Annotated in this window: 16 protein-coding genes and 1 CRISPR repeat array; of the genes, 12 read left to right on the forward strand and 4 right to left on the reverse strand. The window is 36.7% G+C overall.

All coding sequences use genetic code 11. The annotated features are described in order from the left end of the window. The first annotated feature begins 29 nt into the window (after nt 1-29). Together EQ827_RS03245 and EQ827_RS03250 are read left to right on the forward strand one after the other, a co-directional pair. The gene (locus EQ827_RS03245; protein WP_181189550.1) at nt 30-1,301 is read left to right on the forward strand and encodes a UDP-N-acetylglucosamine 1-carboxyvinyltransferase; all 1,272 of its coding nucleotides are present in this window, start codon (nt 30-32) and stop codon (nt 1,299-1,301) included. A gap of 97 nt (nt 1,302-1,398) precedes the next feature. Continuing rightward, nucleotides 1,399-1,647, forward strand: a complete 249-nt coding sequence (locus tag EQ827_RS03250; protein WP_181189551.1) for a type B 50S ribosomal protein L31 — start codon at nt 1,399-1,401, stop codon at nt 1,645-1,647. A 121-nt stretch (nt 1,648-1,768) separates the two neighbouring features. Here the strand turns inward: EQ827_RS03250 and EQ827_RS03255 are convergent, their stop codons facing one another. Beyond that, nucleotides 1,769-2,965 (reverse strand): multidrug efflux MFS transporter, encoded by a 1,197-nt coding sequence (locus EQ827_RS03255; protein WP_309109328.1) that lies wholly within the window; start codon nt 2,963-2,965, stop codon nt 1,769-1,771. A 105-nt stretch (nt 2,966-3,070) separates the two neighbouring features. On the opposite strand from EQ827_RS03255, the gene EQ827_RS03260 reads away from it, so the two are divergent. Then, nucleotides 3,071-4,429 (forward strand): UDP-N-acetylmuramoyl-tripeptide--D-alanyl-D-alanine ligase, encoded by a 1,359-nt coding sequence (locus EQ827_RS03260; protein ID WP_181189552.1) that lies wholly within the window; start codon nt 3,071-3,073, stop codon nt 4,427-4,429. Nucleotides 4,430-4,614: 185 nt separating this feature from the next. Here EQ827_RS03260 and EQ827_RS03265 read toward each other — a convergent pair whose 3' ends face one another. Then, nucleotides 4,615-5,595: an aldo/keto reductase gene (locus tag EQ827_RS03265; RefSeq protein ID WP_181189553.1), complete on the reverse strand. Its 981-nt coding sequence runs from the start codon at nt 5,593-5,595 to the stop codon at nt 4,615-4,617. Between the two features lie 315 nt (nt 5,596-5,910). Between EQ827_RS03265 and EQ827_RS03270 the strand changes: the two genes are divergently transcribed. The 5 genes from EQ827_RS03270 (at nt 5,911) to EQ827_RS03290 (ending at nt 9,598) form a co-directional block, all read left to right on the forward strand. Beyond that, nucleotides 5,911-7,413, forward strand: a complete 1,503-nt coding sequence (locus EQ827_RS03270; RefSeq protein WP_181189554.1) for a DEAD/DEAH box helicase — start codon at nt 5,911-5,913, stop codon at nt 7,411-7,413. A 72-nt stretch (nt 7,414-7,485) separates the two neighbouring features. Then, nucleotides 7,486-7,845 carry a holo-ACP synthase gene (gene acpS / locus EQ827_RS03275; RefSeq protein WP_181189555.1) on the forward strand — a complete coding sequence of 120 codons (360 nt, stop codon included), beginning with the start codon at nt 7,486-7,488 and terminating at the stop codon, nt 7,843-7,845. 2 nt (nt 7,846-7,847) lie between these two features. Continuing rightward, on the forward strand, nt 7,848-8,954 hold the full coding sequence (gene alr, locus EQ827_RS03280) for an alanine racemase (protein ID WP_181189556.1): 1,107 nt from the start codon (nt 7,848-7,850) through the stop codon (nt 8,952-8,954). A 52-nt stretch (nt 8,955-9,006) separates the two neighbouring features. After that, nucleotides 9,007-9,270: an antitoxin gene (locus EQ827_RS03285; RefSeq protein WP_181189557.1), complete on the forward strand. Its 264-nt coding sequence runs from the start codon at nt 9,007-9,009 to the stop codon at nt 9,268-9,270. Continuing rightward, the gene (locus EQ827_RS03290) at nt 9,254-9,598 is read left to right on the forward strand and encodes a type II toxin-antitoxin system PemK/MazF family toxin (protein WP_181189558.1); all 345 of its coding nucleotides are present in this window, start codon (nt 9,254-9,256) and stop codon (nt 9,596-9,598) included. The genes EQ827_RS03285 and EQ827_RS03290 overlap by 17 nt, the downstream gene beginning before the upstream one ends. A gap of 128 nt (nt 9,599-9,726) precedes the next feature. Here the strand turns inward: EQ827_RS03290 and cbpA are convergent, their stop codons facing one another. Together cbpA and asnB are read right to left on the reverse strand one after the other, a co-directional pair. Then, nucleotides 9,727-10,389: a cyclic di-AMP binding protein CbpA gene (gene cbpA, locus EQ827_RS03295; RefSeq protein ID WP_181189559.1), complete on the reverse strand. Its 663-nt coding sequence runs from the start codon at nt 10,387-10,389 to the stop codon at nt 9,727-9,729. A gap of 109 nt (nt 10,390-10,498) precedes the next feature. After that, complete coding sequence (gene asnB, locus EQ827_RS03300) at nt 10,499-12,457, reverse strand: asparagine synthase (glutamine-hydrolyzing) (RefSeq protein WP_181189560.1); 1,959 nt, start codon at nt 12,455-12,457, stop codon at nt 10,499-10,501. 225 nt (nt 12,458-12,682) lie between these two features. Here asnB and cas9 point away from each other — a divergent pair, with 225 nt between their 5' ends. From cas9 to csn2, 4 genes are all read left to right on the forward strand, one after another. Continuing rightward, nucleotides 12,683-16,666, forward strand: coding sequence for a type II CRISPR RNA-guided endonuclease Cas9 (gene cas9 / locus EQ827_RS03305; protein ID WP_181189561.1), 3,984 nt, complete (start codon nt 12,683-12,685; stop codon nt 16,664-16,666). A 162-nt stretch (nt 16,667-16,828) separates the two neighbouring features. After that, nucleotides 16,829-17,722, forward strand: a complete 894-nt coding sequence (gene cas1, locus EQ827_RS03310; protein ID WP_181189562.1) for a type II CRISPR-associated endonuclease Cas1 — start codon at nt 16,829-16,831, stop codon at nt 17,720-17,722. Nucleotides 17,723-17,733: 11 nt separating this feature from the next. Next, nucleotides 17,734-18,039 carry a CRISPR-associated endonuclease Cas2 gene (cas2, locus tag EQ827_RS03315; protein ID WP_181189563.1) on the forward strand — a complete coding sequence of 102 codons (306 nt, stop codon included), beginning with the start codon at nt 17,734-17,736 and terminating at the stop codon, nt 18,037-18,039. Next, nucleotides 18,036-18,701: a type II-A CRISPR-associated protein Csn2 gene (csn2, locus tag EQ827_RS03320; RefSeq protein ID WP_181189564.1), complete on the forward strand. Its 666-nt coding sequence runs from the start codon at nt 18,036-18,038 to the stop codon at nt 18,699-18,701. Before cas2 ends, csn2 begins: the two co-directional genes overlap by 4 nt. Before the next feature lie 20 nt (nt 18,702-18,721). Then, a CRISPR array of direct repeats spans nt 18,722-19,351; the repeat unit is 36 nt; unit sequence GTTTTAGAAGTAAGACAAAATAATTAGTAGAAGACC. Nucleotides 19,352-19,373: the final 22 nt, after the last annotated feature.

The raw sequence follows: 19,373 nt of genomic DNA on the forward strand, positions 1-19,373 counted from the left end.
AGTAGTAATAAAGAAGGGCTGAGAAAATTATGGCAAAGATGGTTATACACGGGGGAAAGAGACTGTCTGGATCCGTTACGATTGGCGGGGCGAAAAATAGTACTGTCGCGATTATCCCCGCAGCCATTTTGTCGGATACCCCGGTCATTTTAGATTCGGTACCGCAGATTAAAGACGTCTACAACCTCATGGATATGTTAGCTGATATGGGGGTTAAATCGAGTTTTCATGAACATATTTTGAAGATTGACCCGACCAAAATTAAACTAGTACCGTTGCCGCATGGTAAAGTTACTAGTTTAAGAGCTTCTTATTATTTTATGGGTTCCTTATTAGGACGTTTTGGCAAGGCAGTGGTCGGTTTTCCTGGAGGCGATGATATTGGTCCGAGACCAATTGATCAGCATATTAAGGGCTTTAAGGCTTTAGGGGCGCAAGTAACAGAATATGATAATTCAATTGTAATTGAAGCTCCCCAAGAAGGTCTGCATGGTGCCCGCATTTTTTTGGATATGGTTTCAGTAGGAGCAACTATTAATATCATTCTAGCTGCTGTTCGTGCGGAAGGGACAACAATTATTGAAAATGCTGCTAAAGAACCAGAGATTATTGATTTGGCAACCTTTTTAAATAATATGGGTGCTAAAATTCGGGGCGTTGGAACTCAAACAATTCGAATCATTGGTGTACCGCATTTAAAGTCCACTAATTCTCATATTATTATTCCAGACCGAATTGAAGCGGGCACATACTTGTCCTTAGCTGGGGCTGTGGGTGATGGGATTTTAATTAAAAATATTATTGCGGAACATTTAGATGCCTTTTTAGCAAAGCTGCAAGAAATGGGCGTTAATTTAGATGTTCGCGAAGATAGTATTTTTGTTTATCCTAACAATCAATTAACCGGCGTCAAAGTTAAAACGAGTCCCTATCCGGGTTTTGCTACTGACTTGCAGCAGCCGTTAACTCCCTTAATGCTGCTTGCAGATCGTCAAAGTATAATTGTTGATACTATTTATCCTAAGCGCACCCGTCATATTCCTGAATTAATTAAAATGGGTGCCGCTATTCGCGTAATTGATGGCCATATTGAAGTTAAACCAACTACTAAATTGGTTGGTACGGAAGTTACCGCAGAAGAAATTCGCGGCGGGGCATCTTTAATGATTGCTGCCTTAATGGCTGAGGGCACTACCGTGATTAACCAAGCTGAAAATATTATGCGTGGCTATGATTGTATCATTGACAAACTGCAGAGTTTAAAGGCGGATGTAAGTTATTCAGGCAAAGAATCATTTTAGCAATTGCAAATAATAACAATTCGTGCTATCATATTTTATTGTCAGTAAATATAATCTCTAGATCAGCAGATGATTTAGGGCAAGGAGTGGATAATAAATGAAAAAAGGAATTCATCCAGATTATCATCAAGTTGTGTTTATGGATTCAGCTACCGGAAAGAAATTTTTAGCAGGTTCAACTGCTAATTCCAAAGAAACTACCGATTACGAAGGTAAGGAATATCCTTTAATTCGGGTAGAAATCACTTCTGATTCCCATCCATTCTACACAGGTAAGCAAAAGTTTACTCAAGCCGATGGTCGGATCGATCGTTTCAACAAAAAGTATGGCTTTACCAACAAGTAATGTGGAGTCAACACTTAGATTTACAAAAAGAGCTGAGATATTATCTCAGCTCTTTTTTATATATCCAGTTAATTAATGTCGTTTACCAGTTAAAATGGCTTTTATAACTTAAAAGGAACAGTTATTCTTGAACATTCTTGGTAACACGTTGAACCCAAAATAGATTAATAAATTCCAAAAATGCGGTTGATAAGAAAACAGCTCCATAACCTAAGCTGCTGGAAATGGTAGAACCTAATAGTGGTCCCGCACAATTGCCAATATATTGAAAGCTTTGGTTATAACCGAAAATTCTTCCTGACACTTCATGCGGACTATCTTTCGCTAACAAGGTTTGCACTTGGGGTAGTAACGCTGCATCAGAAATACCAACAAAAAACCTTAATACAATTAACTGCCAGACATGAGTAACAGCTGCCTGTGGAATATAAATAAGAGTGGCCAAAATCAAACCACAAATGAGGACTTTTTTAGTACCAAAACGATCACCTAAATCACCAAATTTAGAAGATAATAATGCAGAAGGAATCCCCGGCATAGCGGTAACAATCCCACTAATTAAAGCAACTTGTCCGGAGTTATGCATTAATTGTTTTACATACAAGCTGATAATAGGGTTAATTGAATTATTAGCTGTTTGAATGATTAAGGTCGTAACAAACATCCCAATTACCACTTGTGGCTGCGATAGTTTTTGCATTACTTCCCGCAGGGAAGGCTGCTTTTCTTTAGCAACTGGGGTAAAGTCCTCTTTAACCAAAAATAAACACAAGAAAAATGCTGATAACAATAATAATCCAGTCATCAAAAAGGGCAGCCGATAGCCCCAAATTTGGGCAATAACCCCACCAACTAATGGGCCCAATAAGGAACCTGAAACGGTACCAGTAGTTAAAGTTCCTAATGCTTTGCCCACGTGTTTGTGCGGAGCAGATGTAGCAATCAGGGTGTTAGAATTGCCGATATAACCAGAAAAAATCCCCTGTAATGCTCTTAAGAATACTAGTTGATAAACATTAGTAACTAAAGACATGGTTCCAATCACAATTGCCATACCTAAGGAAGCTCGTAAAATCATCAGCTTACGACCCTTACGATCGGCTAATTTTCCCCAAAAAGGAGAAATCAAGGCCGAAACGATAAAAGTCACAGAAAAGACAATCCCCGACCACATGGAAATTTGACGGTTGTTGAATCGGCCCAAAGTATTAATATATAATGATAAGAACGGCGTGACCATACTAAAACCAATTCCAGCAATAAAATTGCCAAAAGTTAAAATGTACATGTTGCGACGCCAATAATTATCTGCTTGCACTGCTTCACCACCTACTTTTTTTCAGTATTGCAAATTATTATAGCACTATCATTGTAGTATATTTTTTAGTATTCTAAATAAAGAAATATTTTTAGGAGTAAACTTATGCAAATGAAATTAACTGAGATTGCTTACGCCTTAGGGATTCAGGCGCCCAATCTTGCAGATGTAACTATTCAACAAGTAGTTTTTGATAGTCGTCAAGCAACTGCTGGTTCTTTATTTGTGCCGCTGATTGCTGCACGCGACGGGCATGATTTTGTTGCTAGCGCTTTTGAACAGGGAGCTAGCGCCGTTTTATGGCAGAAGGATCATCCACTCCCCGTAGCGGCAGGTGCCAATTACTTAGTGGTTGATGACACTTTAAAGGCTTTGCAGCAGTTAAGTCAATACTATCTACACAAGATTAAGCCTCAAGTAGTTGCCATTACTGGCAGTAATGGAAAAACTACGACCAAAGATATGACTGCTGCAATTTTGGCACAAAAGTACAAAATTACCAAAACACAAGCCAATTATAATAATGAAATTGGAGTTCCTATCACAATTTTATCTATGGCTGCCGACACTCAAATCTTGGTAGTAGAAATGGGAATGGATCATGCGGGACAGTTAGCTGCTTTGTCGAAGTTGGTTCAGCCAGATTTGGCCGTGATTACCATGATTGGTGAGGCACATATTGAATTTTTTGGTACGCGGGACAAAATTGCTGATGCTAAAATGGAAATCACCCAGTCCTTAAATCCTAAAGGTACTTTTGTATATAATGGTGATGAGCCATTATTGAGTGAGCGGGCGCAAAAGCTCAGCCAAAAGCAATATACTTTTGGCCAACAGCCTCAAAATGATTTATTTGCTTTAAGTCTTGACGCTGCCAAAACGCAAACTACCTTTACAGTTAATAAATGGCCCCAATCTCCGTTAGTCATTCCCATGTTAGGGGATTACAATGTTAATAATGCTTTAGCAGCTATTGCAGTGGGTCTGGCCTATGATGTGGAATTTGAGCAAATTAAAGCAGCTTTAGCTAATTTTCACCCTACTAAAAATCGGACCCAATGGCTCACGGCTAGTAATGGCGCTCAAATTTTAAGTGATGTTTATAATGCTAATCCGACAGCAATGATTGATGTAATTAAAAACTTTAGCCAAGTACCAACTTCTGGCCGTCGAATTTTAGTTTTGGGAGATATGTTAGAATTAGGTGAACAAGCCGCCGCCTTACATGCACAAGTTGCCGCGGCTATTGATGTTAAGCAAATTAGTGCTGTTTATTTATTTGGTGACTTAATGCAAGCTTTAAGAGATAAGTTGGCTCATCAACTGCCAATTTATTATTTTACCGCACAACAAATGCCCGCTTTAATCAAGGCTATTAAGCAAGATTTACAACCCCAGGATATAATTATGCTAAAAGCCAGCAATGGTCTGCATTTAGACTTAGTTTTAAAAGCACTACTATAAATAACCCCAAAAATGTTAATAAAAAAGGGAGAAGACAAAAATTTTGTCTTCTCCCTTTTTATCATTGTAGCTAATATAACGCTGGCATCAGATACAAGTTTACGTCCAACCGTTAATGGACGGGTTCATATTTCAATATCTTAGCCTCTGGTATTACAGCTCTTGGTTATTTTAATTGTAGTCTTCTAATCAGGGTCGGCTAAAGATTTACCCGATTTTTCTGCTTCAAACTCGGCAAAGGCCGCAGTAATTGCTTCATATTCAGTAGTACTTAAATCAATGTTTAAGGCTTGAGCATTAGCAGCTACTTGGGCTGCTTTTTTAGCACCCGGGATGACCACACTAATATAAGGATTCATCATGTACCAAGCAAGGACACACTGGGCCACGGTTGCTTGATGAGCAGCGGCGATGGGGCGAAGTTGGTTGACGGATTTTAAGATTTGACCATAACGAGGCTGTTGAAAATCGGCCATTTGGCTGCGAATATCATCAGCCGGAAAATGGACATCATTTTCATATTTTCCTGTTAATAAACCCGATGCTAAAGGAAAATAAGGCACAAAGCTAATTTGATTTTCTTTAAGATAAGGCAGCAAATCTTGAGCACGATCTTGGTGAAGAAGACTAAATTCATCTTCTACTACATCTAAATATCCATCAGCATTGGCTTCTTTGACTTGTTCCAAACTAAAGTTAGATACACCAATGGCGCGAATTTTGCCTTGCTCGCGTAATCTTTGCAAAGCTCCTACAGCTTCTGCTTTAGGAGTTTTTTTATCTGGAAAATGAATATAATAAATATCCAGATAATCAGTTTGTAATCTTTTAAGACTAGCTTCAACTTGTTGGGTTAAAAATTGGGGGTCATTATTAATTTCTTGTTCACCACTCGAAAAATCTTGTGCTCCTTTGGTAGCGATGATGATTTGAGAGCGGTTAAAATCTTTCAGGGCTTGACCGATTAATTCTTCAGAATGTCCTAGTCCATAGACAAAAGCGGTATCTAATAAGGTAATACCATTTTCTAAAGCCGTGCGCACAATTTCTAAGCCAGCTGCATCTTTTAAATTAGGGAAAAGATTATAGCCGCCCACAGCATTGGCTCCTAAGCCTAGAGCGGTTGCTTGAACATCAGTTTTGCCAATTCTTACTTGTTTAACCATTATTTGCCTCCATATCTTTATAATATTAACTTACCAATTAATTATATCGGAAAAAGATTTAGCTGTATATCACTTATTGTAAGCGTGACCAAAACCGATACTTGATAAATTTAAATAGTTAGAGTGTTACTGGTTAAAGATTTATATGATTAGACTGAAAAAAGTCAGTGTATTACTTTATCTTCAGCCTAAAAAATGGTAAAGTTATTTATTAGTGAAAGTTTCTGAAAAATAATTTGCATTACAAGACGGCTAGGTTTTCAAAGATTAACGCCGGGTTTGTGATAGACTTTCACAAAATCTAGGAGGATATTTTTGAAATTTAGTGAACTTAATTTAGATGAAAGCCTGCTATCAGCAATTAATGATGCCGGCTTCAGTGAAGCAACACCGATTCAAGTCCAAACTATTCCGTTGGTACTGTCAGGAGTAGATGTCATTGGGCAAGCCCAAACTGGTACTGGTAAGACGGCCTCTTTTGGGTTACCGATTTTACAAGAAGTAGATGTAAAAAATGCTAACATCCAAGCCTTAATTATTTCACCTACGCGTGAATTGGCTGTACAAACTCAAGAAGAGCTGCAGCGTTTAGGTAAGTATCGTCATACTAAAGTAATTGCTGTTTATGGTGGTGCCGACATTCGGCGGCAAATCAAGCAATTACAGGCTCATCCACAAGTAGTTGTGGGGACTCCCGGCCGTTTATTAGACCACATTAAACGGCATACCCTAAAATTGGAACATGTTCAAAAGGTTGTTTTGGACGAAGCTGATGAAATGTTAGATATGGGCTTTGTCGAAGACATCGAAAACATTTTAAAGAATGTGCCATCTCAACACCAAACTTTGTTATATTCTGCAACTATGCCCAAGCCTATCATGCGGATTGCGGAAAAATTCATGCAGGATCCTCAAATTATTAAAATTAAATCCAAAGAATTAACAGCTGATAAAATTGAACAGTATATGGTGCGCTCTAAAGAATACGAAAAATTCAATACTATGACGCGTTTATTCGATGTTCAAAAACCAGAATTAGCTTTGATTTTTGGACGTACCAAACGGCGTGTAGATGAATTAACACGCGGCTTGAAAGCACGGGGTTATAATGCTGAAGGTATTCATGGGGACTTGTCCCAACAAAAACGGATGAGTGTACTCCACCAATTCAAAACAGGCAAGCTGACCTATCTTGTAGCAACTGATGTTGCTGCTCGGGGACTAGATATTTCAGGCGTTAGTCATGTTTATAACTATGATATTCCTCAAGATCCAGACAGTTATGTCCATCGGATTGGCCGGACAGGGCGTGCTGGTCATTCAGGGATTTCTGTAACTTTTGTGGCTCCTAATGAAATTAGTTATTTACGGGGTATTGAGCAGTTAACTAATGTCCGGATGTTGCCTTTAAAGCCACCGACCGATGCTGAAGCACTTGCAGGTCAAATTGAGACCGCTAAGCAAGAAATTGCTCGTCAAGTACAAGCTGGCAAATTAGATAAATTCACTCCAGCAGCTCAACAATTATTACAAGATTATGATCCGTTGGTATTGGCTCAATTATTATTAAAGAATTTGAGTAAGGATCCAGAATCCATTCCAGTCAAGATTACTCCTGAACGTCCCTTACCAAACCGGCGTTCCCGAGATGGTCACCGCGGTGGCGGCCATTTTGGCCACGGTCATAGTTCACATCGAAATAATCGCTCTGATCGTCGTGGTGGTAATCACGATAGTCATCGTAATGGTGAACACAGCCATAGTAGGCATTCACAGCCACGGCGGCGGCGTAAATATACCGTACGTGCTCAAGCCTAGTTATGTAAATAGAAACGTCGTTAAAGTTTAAGATACTTTTATGGCGTTTTTATATTTTTGGAAGTGAAGTTGATGATTCAAGGTTTAGGAATAGACATTACAGAAATAAACCGGGTTTGGCAAGCTGCCCAGCGGACTGCTGGCTTTGTTGCGCGAGTTTTAACTCCTTCAGAATTGGAGCAGTTTAATCATTATCAACAACAACGGCAAAAAGAATACTTGGCGGGGCGTTTTTCGGCTAAAGAATCTTTTACTAAAGCTTTAGGTACTGGCATTGGCAAAGTTGGTTTTCAAGATTTATCCATCTTGAATAATCCCCAAGGCAAACCGTATATTCAACAACAAGTGTTTTTGGGCTCAGTATTTGTGTCTATTTCTCATACTAAAGATTACGTGTTTACAGAAGTTATTCTTGAGAAAAGAGTCGATTAGTTATGAAACCAGCAATACATCGGCCAACAGAAATAATTATTGACCGGCAAGCTCTTAAAAATAATTTATTGCAGGAACGTCAATTATTAAATTCTCAAACTAGCATTTTTGCAGTAGTAAAGGCTAATGCTTATGGTCATGGAGCGCTTGAGGTTGCTCAGACCTTAAGCCAAGTTGGCGTTGATGGCTTTTGTGTGGCGGTTTTAGATGAGGCTTTAGAATTACGGGCAGCAGGGCTCACCCAACCTATTTTGGTTCTAGGAGTTACTCCTGTAGCTCAGGCTAATTTAGCAGCTCAAAATAATATTTCTTTAACGGTTGCCACCTTATCTTGGCTTCAAGAAGCTGCTGCTACTTTGAGTCAACCCTTAAAAGTTCATTTAGCCTTAGATACCGGAATGGGACGCATAGGTTTTACCGATAAAGCTAGTGTTATTTGTGCCTGTGACTTCATTTCACAACAAGTTTTCTTGATTCCGGAAGGGATTTTTACTCATTTTGCGACTGCTGATGAAGTTGATTCTGATTATTTTGAACAACAGGTGCAAATATTTAAAGAATTAACCGCTGATTTACCAATTCAATTTAAATATGTTCATTGTGCCAATTCGGCCACTTCATTATGGCATTTAGATTGTCAAAGCAATATGATTCGCTTAGGTATTTCTTTATATGGATTGAATCCATCTGGAACTGCCATTAAGCCACCTTATGATTTACAGCCGGCCTTGTCTCTTAAGTCGCAAATTGTGCATATTAAAAAGGTTGCTGCGGGTCAAAAAATTGGTTATGGAGCGACTTACACCGCTCCAAGTGAAGAAATTATTGCAACAGTACCTATTGGGTATGCTGATGGATGGCTGCGGCGGATGAGTGGCAGCTATGTGCTGGTGCAAGGCCATTTTTGTCCGATTGTTGGACGTGTTTGTATGGATCAATTAATGATTAAGGTACCTAAGTTGTATCCTTTAGGAACCACAGTCACCTTAATTGGTGTAGACCATCAAGCTCATTTAAGCGTTGAAGCGGCAGCTAAGTATGCCCAAACTATCAATTATGAAATCATTTGCAATTTATCAGATCGAATTGTTCGAAAGTACGTGAATTAATCTCCCATTAATGGTATATTAATGTTGAAAATACCAGGAGGGGGAATTAGCCATGGCCGATATTCAAAAAGATTTTTCAGTTCGTCTAGATGCTGAACTTGTTGAACGGTTACAGAAGTATACTGATGAGAATGCTTGTGATATTAATTGGGTAATTGATGAAGCTTTATTAAACTTTTTTCAGCGTGAGGGGAACTTTGCGGCCCAATTAATCCATGGTTATTTAGATATGGCAGATATTAATGAAGAGCTAAGTAATGCTTTTTTAATTTGTGAACAGGAGGCTGACAGAAGCGACAGTGGGGACTTTAATTAAGCGCGGTGATGTATATTATGCTGATTTATCACCAGTAGTAGGTTCAGAGCAAGGTGGGATGCGTCCTGTATTAGTTATTCAAAACAACATTGGCAATAAGTATAGTCCAACGACAATTGTAGCTGCGATTACCGGACGAATTCAAAAGCCAAAAATGCCGACTCATGTGGGTATTACTACTGCAGATGGTTTTAGCAAGGATTCTGTGATTTTGACTGAACAGATTCGTACAATTGATAAGCAGCGCTTAAAAGAAAAGGTAACTACTTTGTCAGCTGATAAAATGCTTGCAGTGGATAAAGCTTTAAAAGTCAGCATTCATTTATAAATATATTATTGAAATTAAATTGAGTGACTAAATGCCAAATCATGAATTTTGGTAGTGTTAATCATATAAAAAAGGGATTAAGACCAAATATCTTAATCCCTTTTTTTAGTTATGGAATAATAGAAGTTTTAATTAGGTAGATTATCTAGCACTGTTTGCTTTTGTAAATCATCGATTTCGGAAACCCGATAATTATTCTCTTCTAACTCGCTCACAACTTGTTTAAGTTGTTCAGCAGTGACATTAGGCTGCAAGGTAAATAAGTTTCTTCTAACTAAGGCATTTTTTCGCGCATCTAGAGTTAAGCAGCCGGCAATTCCAACTTCTTTACTGATGATGCTGGCCATTTCGGCTAATTCACCTCTTTGACCTGAAGAAATAACAGTTAAAACATAGCTGCCTGTATGCACATTCCAAGCTTCAGAAAGCATATTGAGAAGTTTAGTATGAGTCAAAATACCGTAAAAATGACTATTTTCATCTAAGACTGCAATATAAGGCAGATCCTTGATATTGAAAAAGACCTTAAAGAAAGGAGCATTGATGGGAATAGTTTTAGTGGCATTTTTGAGCAGATATGTCACTGGTAAACTCAAATCGCCTCCACGCGATTTGTGACGATAAATATGCATTTTGTAAATGTTACCGCGAAAAATAGTCCCACTTTCATCTAGAATTGGCACACAACGATAACCGCTGTCCTCTAAAATGTCTAAGGCTTGTTGAAGCGTAACGGTTTCTTTCACGGTGGTTAAGAAGCGTTTTTTCATGACTAAAGATTTAATTAACATTTTTTATACCTCAATTATATAATCTGTGAAAATGATATCATAAATCAACGCCAGATGCTAAACAAATCATTAAAAATAATTAATTTTTTAATGATTGCTACCTAAATACTTAGATCAAAGTGCCATTATCCATAAATTGTTGAACATCAGGTTGTAAGTGTTCATATTTTTGAACAGTCGCTGCAAAATCTACAAAATAAAGTTTGTACCAAGTTAAAAAAGTAAAGATATTCCAAACTTGCCGCCGGCCGTCAATTTTACCTTCGTAATTGTCTTGTAATAATTGCAGGATTTTAGTTTGGTCAAAGATATCATTTACCCAGGACTCACTGAATAAGGCCTTAACACGTTGATAGTATTTATCTTCTTGCAGCCAAGTTTTAATAGGTACAGGAAAACCTAGTTTTGGTCGAGTTGCCCAATCCTGGGGAAGATGACGGTTAGCAGCTTTACGAAAGGCATATTTGGTATCATGATTATTGATTAACATATTAGAAGGAATAGAATTAGCTAGTTCAGCAACTTTACGGTCTAAAAAAGGAACTCGCAATTCTAGAGAATGTGCCATTGAAATTTTGTCAGCCTTTTGCAAGATATCGTTCAGCATAAAGTGATGTAAGTCAATGTACTGCATTTGTTTAACTTCTTCAGCATCTTTGACTTTGGCAAAGTCTTTTTTGTAGATACCTTGGACAGTCAAATCATTTTGATATTGCGGCTGTAAAATATCATTAGCTTGTTGGGATGTGAAAATAGTTGGCTGATCGGGATCGTAAATCAAAGATTCTCCTACATAATAAGCTGACGGTTGAGCCGTCTTAGTATATAAGTGCACCTTACCTGGAAAATCAGGCATTTTTTTCAATCCTTTAGCCAAGTGTAACCGAACTTTAGGCGGCAGTTGATGCATTCCATCAGCAAATATTTTAACTATGGTATTTTTGGTATGCATTCCATAATTAACATAGCCAGCAAATAATTCATCTGCTCCTTCGCCAGATAAAGCCACAGTAACTTTTTTGCGGGCAAGACGGCAAAGATACCAAAGAGGAATAACTGACGGATTACTATCTGGTTCATCTAAGTGATACTGCATTTCCGCAAAATCATTAAATGCTTCATCACCATTAACAGTAGCTTCATTAAAATGTAACCCCTCTTTATCAGCTAATTCTTTGGCTACACTAGCTTCATCATAAGGACCATTGTCGAAGTTTACGCTAAAAACTTCTTGGGGATGTAACACGGCAGTAACGTAACTTGAATCTACACCTTCTGAAAGAAAACTGCCCACCGGCACATCTGCAATATGATGTAATTTAACTGAATCCTTAACTGTCTGATCAATTTCATCAACCGTTTGGCTGAAAGAACGCTGCTGATTAATCTTGTATTGGGCATCCCAATATTGATGAATCTGTAAATCTTGCTCGTGGAATTCGAACCAATGCCCGGCAGGGAATTTATAGACATTTTTAAAGAAGGTCTCATCTAAGTCGTTATACTGATTCATTAAAAAGGGCTTAATCGCAGCTTGATTGAGTTCTTTTTTGAAATTAGGATGCTTTAAAAAAGCTTTAATTTCTGAACCCACGATAAAAGTATCATCTTTTTGATAGTAATAAAGTGGCTTAATCCCAAAGAAATCCCGCGCACCATAGAGGGTCTTTTTGTTGTCATCCCAAATCAAGTAGGCAAACATTCCCCGTACTCGCTGTAAGGTGCCTTCCATGCCCCATTGTTCATAACCGTGGAGAAGCACTTCTGTATCTGTTTTAGTAGTAAAGGTATGGCCTGACTGAATTAATTCTTGACGTAATTCTTGATAATTATAAATTTCGCCATTAAAAGTAATTAAAATTGATTGATCTTCATTATAAATCGGCTGTTTACCGCCTTGTAGGTCGATGATGCTTAAACGCCGAAAGCCCAAGGCCATCTGGTCATTAGTATAAAAACCACTGCCCTTAACATTAGGTCCTCGGTGCTGAATCATTTTCATCATAGACTTAATAGTTGTTTCTTTGTCGTTAATTGTTGGGTCGCTAAATGCAATAATACCGCACATAACATTTCCTCCTCTATTGATAGCACTAGTTTAATTAAAGAGCGCTTGCGTGTCAATTTATCAATTCTGTTTAAAACCTTATTATAATACTATTAATCATTTCAAAGAATAATAACGAAGTTTGAAAGGGCTTTTTTGCGGGATCTTATTGACTATATGTAATTACATCGGTAAATTAAAACTTGTAAACAATTACAAGAATTTTAAAATTATAAGGAGAACATTATGGAAAATTTAAACAAAAAAAGATCAGATAATTATAATATCGGTCTCGATATTGGAACGGCAAGCGTCGGCTGGGCAGTAACCGATGACCAGTATCGGTTATTTTCGTTAAAGAAAAAGAATGCTCTCGGTGTACGCCTTTTTGATAGTGGTCAGACTGCAGAAGAACGGCGGGGCTATCGCTCGGTACGCCGCCGCTTAAACCGGCGTAAGCAGCGTTTAGAATGGCTGAAAGAAATATTTGCTCCAGCCATTAATCAAGTTGATCCAGAATTTTTTGCTCGCTTAAATTATTCTTGGGTGGCTCAAGGTGATGGTCAGCATCAATTTTTTAACCATATCGTTTTTCAAGATGAAGATGGTGAAAAGCAGTTTTATGAAAAGTATCCTACCATCAGTCATTTACGTTCTGTTATGATCCATCATCCCGAACAAAAATTCGATATCCGATTAATTTATCTAGCCTTGCATAATCTCATTAAGTATCGTGGTAATTTTTTGTATGAAAGCCAAGGAGAAAATCTTAAAAGCTCCGGAGCTCAATTACATGACTTATTAGCGGAATTAAGCCAGACCCTTGAAGCCTACAACTTAGAGGTGGATTTAACCACAATTGAAGATGTTTTAATGGATAAGAGCATAAATGCTTCAACTAAGGTTTCCCAAGCACAAAAATTATTAGACTTTCCTAAAAGTGATAAACTCAAAATTACCGAACTTTTAAAGTTGATGGCGGGCAATAAAGGCCATTTAGATGTAATTTTAGATGTCGAAGTGGCCAGCAAAGATGAATTAGCCTTAAAATTTTCTGATAGTAATTTGGATACAAAGTTAGAACAAGTGCAGGAAGAGTTAACTGACACCCAAAATGCCCTCTTAGAAAAGATTTATCAAATTTATAATGAAATTGTCTTGTCGCAAATTTTAAATGGCAAAACTTATCTAAGTGATGCCTGGGTGGAACTTTATGAACAACACAGCCAGCAATTAGAAGAACTCAAACAAATGTGGCAGCAGGCAGACTCTTCTACAGCACGTGACCAACGCGATTTATACACAAATTATATTCACAATAATAATAAGATGGATCGCGAACAATTTTACAAGCAAATAACTAAATTCTTAAAAGATGCTCAACCAGAAACATTAGCCCAAAAAGCTCTAGCCGCTATTGCTACAGATAGCTATTTATTGAAGCAGAGAACGCGGGATAATGGTGCTATTCCTTATCAATTGCACTTAATTGAATTAAAAAAAATCATTGAAAATCAAAGCCAATATTATCCCTTCTTAAGAGAGCAAGCTGACAAGTTAATCTCTCTATTAAGTTTTCGCGTTCCATATTATGTGGGACCTTTGACAGATACAAAGCATAGTCAATTTGCCTGGATGAGTCGAAAGGCCGACGGTAAAATTTATCCTTGGAATTTTACTGAAAAAATTGACTTAGAACAGTCTTCTATGAAGTTCATTAGCCGAATGACGGCTACTGATACCTATTTATTAGGAGAACCAGTTTTACCCAAGATGAGCCTTTTATATCAAAAATACGAGGTTTTAAATGAGTTAAATAAAGTCAAATTAGATTATCGCCCTAATTGGGATGTGGAGTTAAAGCAGCGTATTTATAATGAAGTTTTTAAAGCTCATCGCAGCGTTTCTGTCAAAAGATTACAAAATTGGCTTATTGAAAACGGCTATTTTTCCGATCAAGTGAAAATTACAGGCCTCAGCGACTCCACCAAATTTAATAGTTCTTTGAGTACCTATCATGATTTTGTACCGATTTTTGGAGCTGACTTCCTGGAAAATCCGGATAATCAAGCACAACTAGAAGAATTAATAGTTTGGCTGACAGTTTTTGAAGATCATCATATTTTAAAATTAAAATTAGAAAATTCACCATATCACTATACCAAAAAGCAAATTGACCAATTAAGCAATATGCGTTATCAAGGATGGGGACGCTTATCGCGCCATTTATTAGCCGCTTTACCGGGGCAAACCGAAGAAAGTATTATTTCTTTACTTTGGACCACCAATCAAAACTTTATGCAAATATTACATTCAGATAAGTATAATTTTGAAGAACAAATTACCAAAATTAATGCGGAAAGTAATGCCCAAAAGCCAATGCTTGATGTTATCAATGAATTAGCTGGGTCACCAGCAATTAAACGGGGGATTTGGCAAGCCTTTTTAATCGTGCAGGATATCGTGCAAGTTATGGGTCATGCACCTGAGAAAATCTTTATTGAATTTGCCCGCGGAGCGTTAGAAAGTCAAAAACATAAACGCACTATCAGCCGGTATAATCGCTTAAATAATGTTTATAAAACTATCAAAAAACAAGTGCAAGAAGTTCAACCTGCCTTATTAGAACAACTCACAGACAATCAAGGCAATTTAGAAAATGAACGCTTATATCTATACTTTGCTCAATTAGGTAAAAGCCTTTATTCTGATACTCCTTTAGATATCAACAATTTACAGCAATATGAAGTCGATCATATTTTACCGCAATCCTATATCAAAGATGATTCTTTGGAAAACAAGGCCTTGGTTCTAAAGTCTGAAAATCAGCGAAAGTTAGATAGCCTTTTGTTAAGCGATCAGATTATTAATCACAATAAGAACCGCTGGGAGCAATTGTATAAGTGGGGCTTAATGGGACCTAAGAAATACTTTAATTTAATACGGCGGGAAATTAAGCCCGGTAATGAAAAAGGCTTTATTAATCGTCAATTAGTAGAAACGCGGCAAATTATTAAAAATGTAGCGACAATTTTTGACAATTATTTCCAAGCAGAAAACACCCAAGTAGTAGCTGTCAAGGCCGGGATGAGTTCAGAACTACGTTCCAAATTTAATCTTTATAAAAATCGGCAGATTAATGATTTTCACCATGCTCATGATGCTTACTTGGCAAACATAGTAGGAACTTATTTATTAAAGCAATACCCTGATTTAGAAAGTGAACTTATTTTAAATAATTACCAAAAATTCTTAGCGCATGTTAAGCAGGATTTGCGTTTGGAAAAAGATCCGCATAAAAGAGACCAACTCACTAATAATAGTTTTTTGTTGCATGATATCGAAGATAATCAAGCTTTAGCAGATGAAAATGGTGAAATAATCTGGCCCGCACAACAAATCTCTGACATACGCCGAGTTCTAGAATACAAGCAAGTTAATGTTACGCGCAAAACTGAGTATAATCATGGTGCTTTTTATAAAGAAACCCTCTTTGCTCCAGGTGCTAAAAATGGTCTCATTGCACAAAAGCAAGATCGGGATCCGGAAATCTATGGCGGGTACTCAAGTGTACAATCTGCATATTCAACAGCAGTTAAGATTGATAATAAAAAAATTAGACTAGTAGGTATTCCAGTTTATGTAGACAAATTAATACAAAGTAAAAAAGTTACTTTAATTAACTGGCTGCTGCAAAACGTGAAGCATAAAAAGTCTTTAGAAATAGTAATAGCCAAAGTCCCTAAGTATCAAATTATCTGGAGTAAAGAAGTCGGGTTATTATGCCTGTCTTCGCCAACTGAGATTCAAAATTTTCAACAGTTAGGACTTTCTCCACGTGCTTATGAATTTTTGACACGTACTGCTTCTAAAAAAGCAGTGGTGACAGAAATTATAGCTGATTTAAATTATAGTTTTGAAGATGTTTATCAGGAAATATTAAAATTAATGCCTAAATATTATCCATTTTATCAATATGAATATCAGTCTCTACAAGATAGTTTTGCCGATTTTACAGCTTGTGATGTGGCTAAACAACAACAGATTATTAGTCAATTGCTGAATATGCTTCATGCCAATGCTCTTAATGGTAATTTTAAAAATATTGAATTTGGATGTACTAAATCTACAGTATTTGGCAGAAAGCCAAACGGTATAAATTTAAATGATACTTACTTTATCTATACTTCACCAACAGGTTTGTTTGAAAAACGATTCTTAATTAAATAAATTTAAGCAACAAAAAAGGCCCCATGCAGGGCCACTCAAAAGAGCAGTTAATGTAAACATTTATTTTAAATCAGTAAGACAAAATAATTAGCAGAAGTGTTGAATTGCTTCAACACAAATAGTATAAAACGTTTTTTGGAGATTGTAAAGGAGGAATTACTTTTGGCCTGGCGACAAATTGTGATTACTAATCATTCCAAGTTATCTTATAAAGCTAATAAATTATTAATACAAACTGATCATCTGCAATTGTATGAGTTTCCTTTAGTTGATATTGCTACGATTGTTTTGCAGAGTACACAAGTGACTTTAACCGCCTTTTTAATACAAAAGCTGGTTGAGAATAATATCAAACTAATTTTTTGTAATAACGATTATAACCCCTGTGCGGAAATTAGCGGGTATTATGCCTATAATAATCGTAATCAAACGATTGAAAATCAAATCAATTGGCCTTTACCTACTAAGCAGGCCTTGTGGACACAAATTGTCCGCCAAAAAATGGCTAATCAAAATCAATTATTACTTCAACTAGGTTTATTGAATGATGTGGAAGAAATCCAAACAGAAATTAATCATTTAGAGTTCAATGATGAAAGTAACCGAGAAGCGGTTGTAGCCAGAAAATATTTTGCCTATTTATTTGGCCCCCATTTTAGCCGCGGGCAAGAATCTCAAATTAACACTTACTTAAATTATGGTTATTCGATTTTATTATCTAACTTTAATCGAGAAATTGTGGCACAAGGATATTTGACGGAATTGGGCATTCACCATCATAGTATTAAAAATACCTTTAATCTGTCTTCTGATTTGATGGAACCCTTTCGGCAGCTAGTAGATCAGCGGGTTTATGATTTAAGAGATGAACCTAATTTAAAGTACGCTAAGTTAGAGTTAGTAGATTTATTAAATACCGAAATAACCTTTGGAGAGAAGCAAATGATTTTACAAAATGCAATCACAGAATATGTGCGCAATTGTCTACATTTTTTGAATGGAGAGTTAGACAAACGCCCACTGGTGCTTTTTGTTTTGGCGGAGCAGAAGAAATGAGGCAGCGAATTATGCGATTATTAATAATGTTTGATTTACCAGTTGATACTAGTGCTGATCGCCGTAATTACCGACAATTTCGCAAGGTTTTAATCAATGAAGGATTTTTGATGATTCAAGAATCTATCTACGGGCGGATTGCAATTAATAAACCTGCAGCCGAGTTTATGGAGCAGCGTATTGCCAAGCAGGCTCCACCAAAGGGATTAGTTCAATCTTTGATCATTACAGAAAAACAATACGCTAATATTAATTATTTAACGGGAAAAGACCCGAATGTTTTAGAAGATAAATTTGAAAGGTTAACTATTATATGAACTTAAGGTTAGTTTATTATCCCAATGATCCCCTTGATTGTCCCAATTCCGCTTTAAGCCTTTATTTGACTAATAAATATGAGTATCGCAAAGTGATTTTTGATCTAGCATCTGAACATAAGCTGTTGCGTTTTTATGAGAATGATCAACCGATCAGCTATCGTAATATTCAAGTTATTACTGATGTTTTTGCTTTTGATATTAACAGCTCAGATACTTTACAAAAAATTATTAAAATTATGATTAAGTCTCTTGAACAAATTCAAATTAATGAAATTCAAAAATTGAATCAAGATTTAAATCGGATTTTGTTTAATGAAATTTCCGGTTGGCAGATACCATTATCTTTTCGAAATGAGTTGGACATTAGCAGCTTATTGGATTCTAAAGATTTAAAAATTGATATGTTTGAATGGACTGATGTTTTGGATAAAGTAGTTGGTATTATTGAAATTATTGCTGAATTAAAGTTAGCTTCGCTAATTATCATAGCCGGTTTGAATTCAATTTTTAATTTAGAAGATATTCAAGAAATTATTGACGTTGCGCATGCAAAAAATGTTAAAATAATACTAATTGATAATACACGTATTTTAGGAGGTGACTTTCATGGCTTGTCGCGGTTTGCTATTGATGCCGACGGGTTTATGTATGAATATTAAAATTGGATTAGATTTAGACAGTTTTAGAAGTAAGACAAAATAATTAGTAGAAGACCGCCGCCTTTAACGTGGTCGCCAACTTTCACGTTTTAGAAGTAAGACAAAATAATTAGTAGAAGACCAACGTGGTAGCCTGGTAAGCGGGTAACTGGGTTTTAGAAGTAAGACAAAATAATTAGTAGAAGACCGCAGGTAAGCGATGAAAGACCCCTCACAAGGTTTTAGAAGTAAGACAAAATAATTAGTAGAAGACCAGATTATTCAAGACTTGGAACAGACTAATCGTTTTAGAAGTAAGACAAAATAATTAGTAGAAGACCACCCACCTTTTAAGCCTTTTAGATCTTCAGGTTTTAGAAGTAAGACAAAATAATTAGTAGAAGACCTAGCGCCCGTGTGGGCTTTTAGTGCATACTGTTTTAGAAGTAAGACAAAATAATTAGTAGAAGACCATGATTTTGTTGGAAGAATAGTAAATGAACGTTTTAGAAGTAAGACAAAATAATTAGTAGAAGACCACCACTGGGCTCCCACTCCATGTCCCTTATGTTTTAGAAGTAAGACAAAATAATTAGTAGAAGACCAAGGGGTATAAAAAAATGGACTACATCATGGTTTTAGAAGTAAGACAAAATAATTAGTAGAAGACCTCTTTTGCTCACACACACTTGA

It is taken from the genome of Bombilactobacillus bombi, assembly GCF_013607485.1.
Lineage (GTDB): Bacteria > Bacillota > Bacilli > Lactobacillales > Lactobacillaceae > Bombilactobacillus > Bombilactobacillus bombi_A.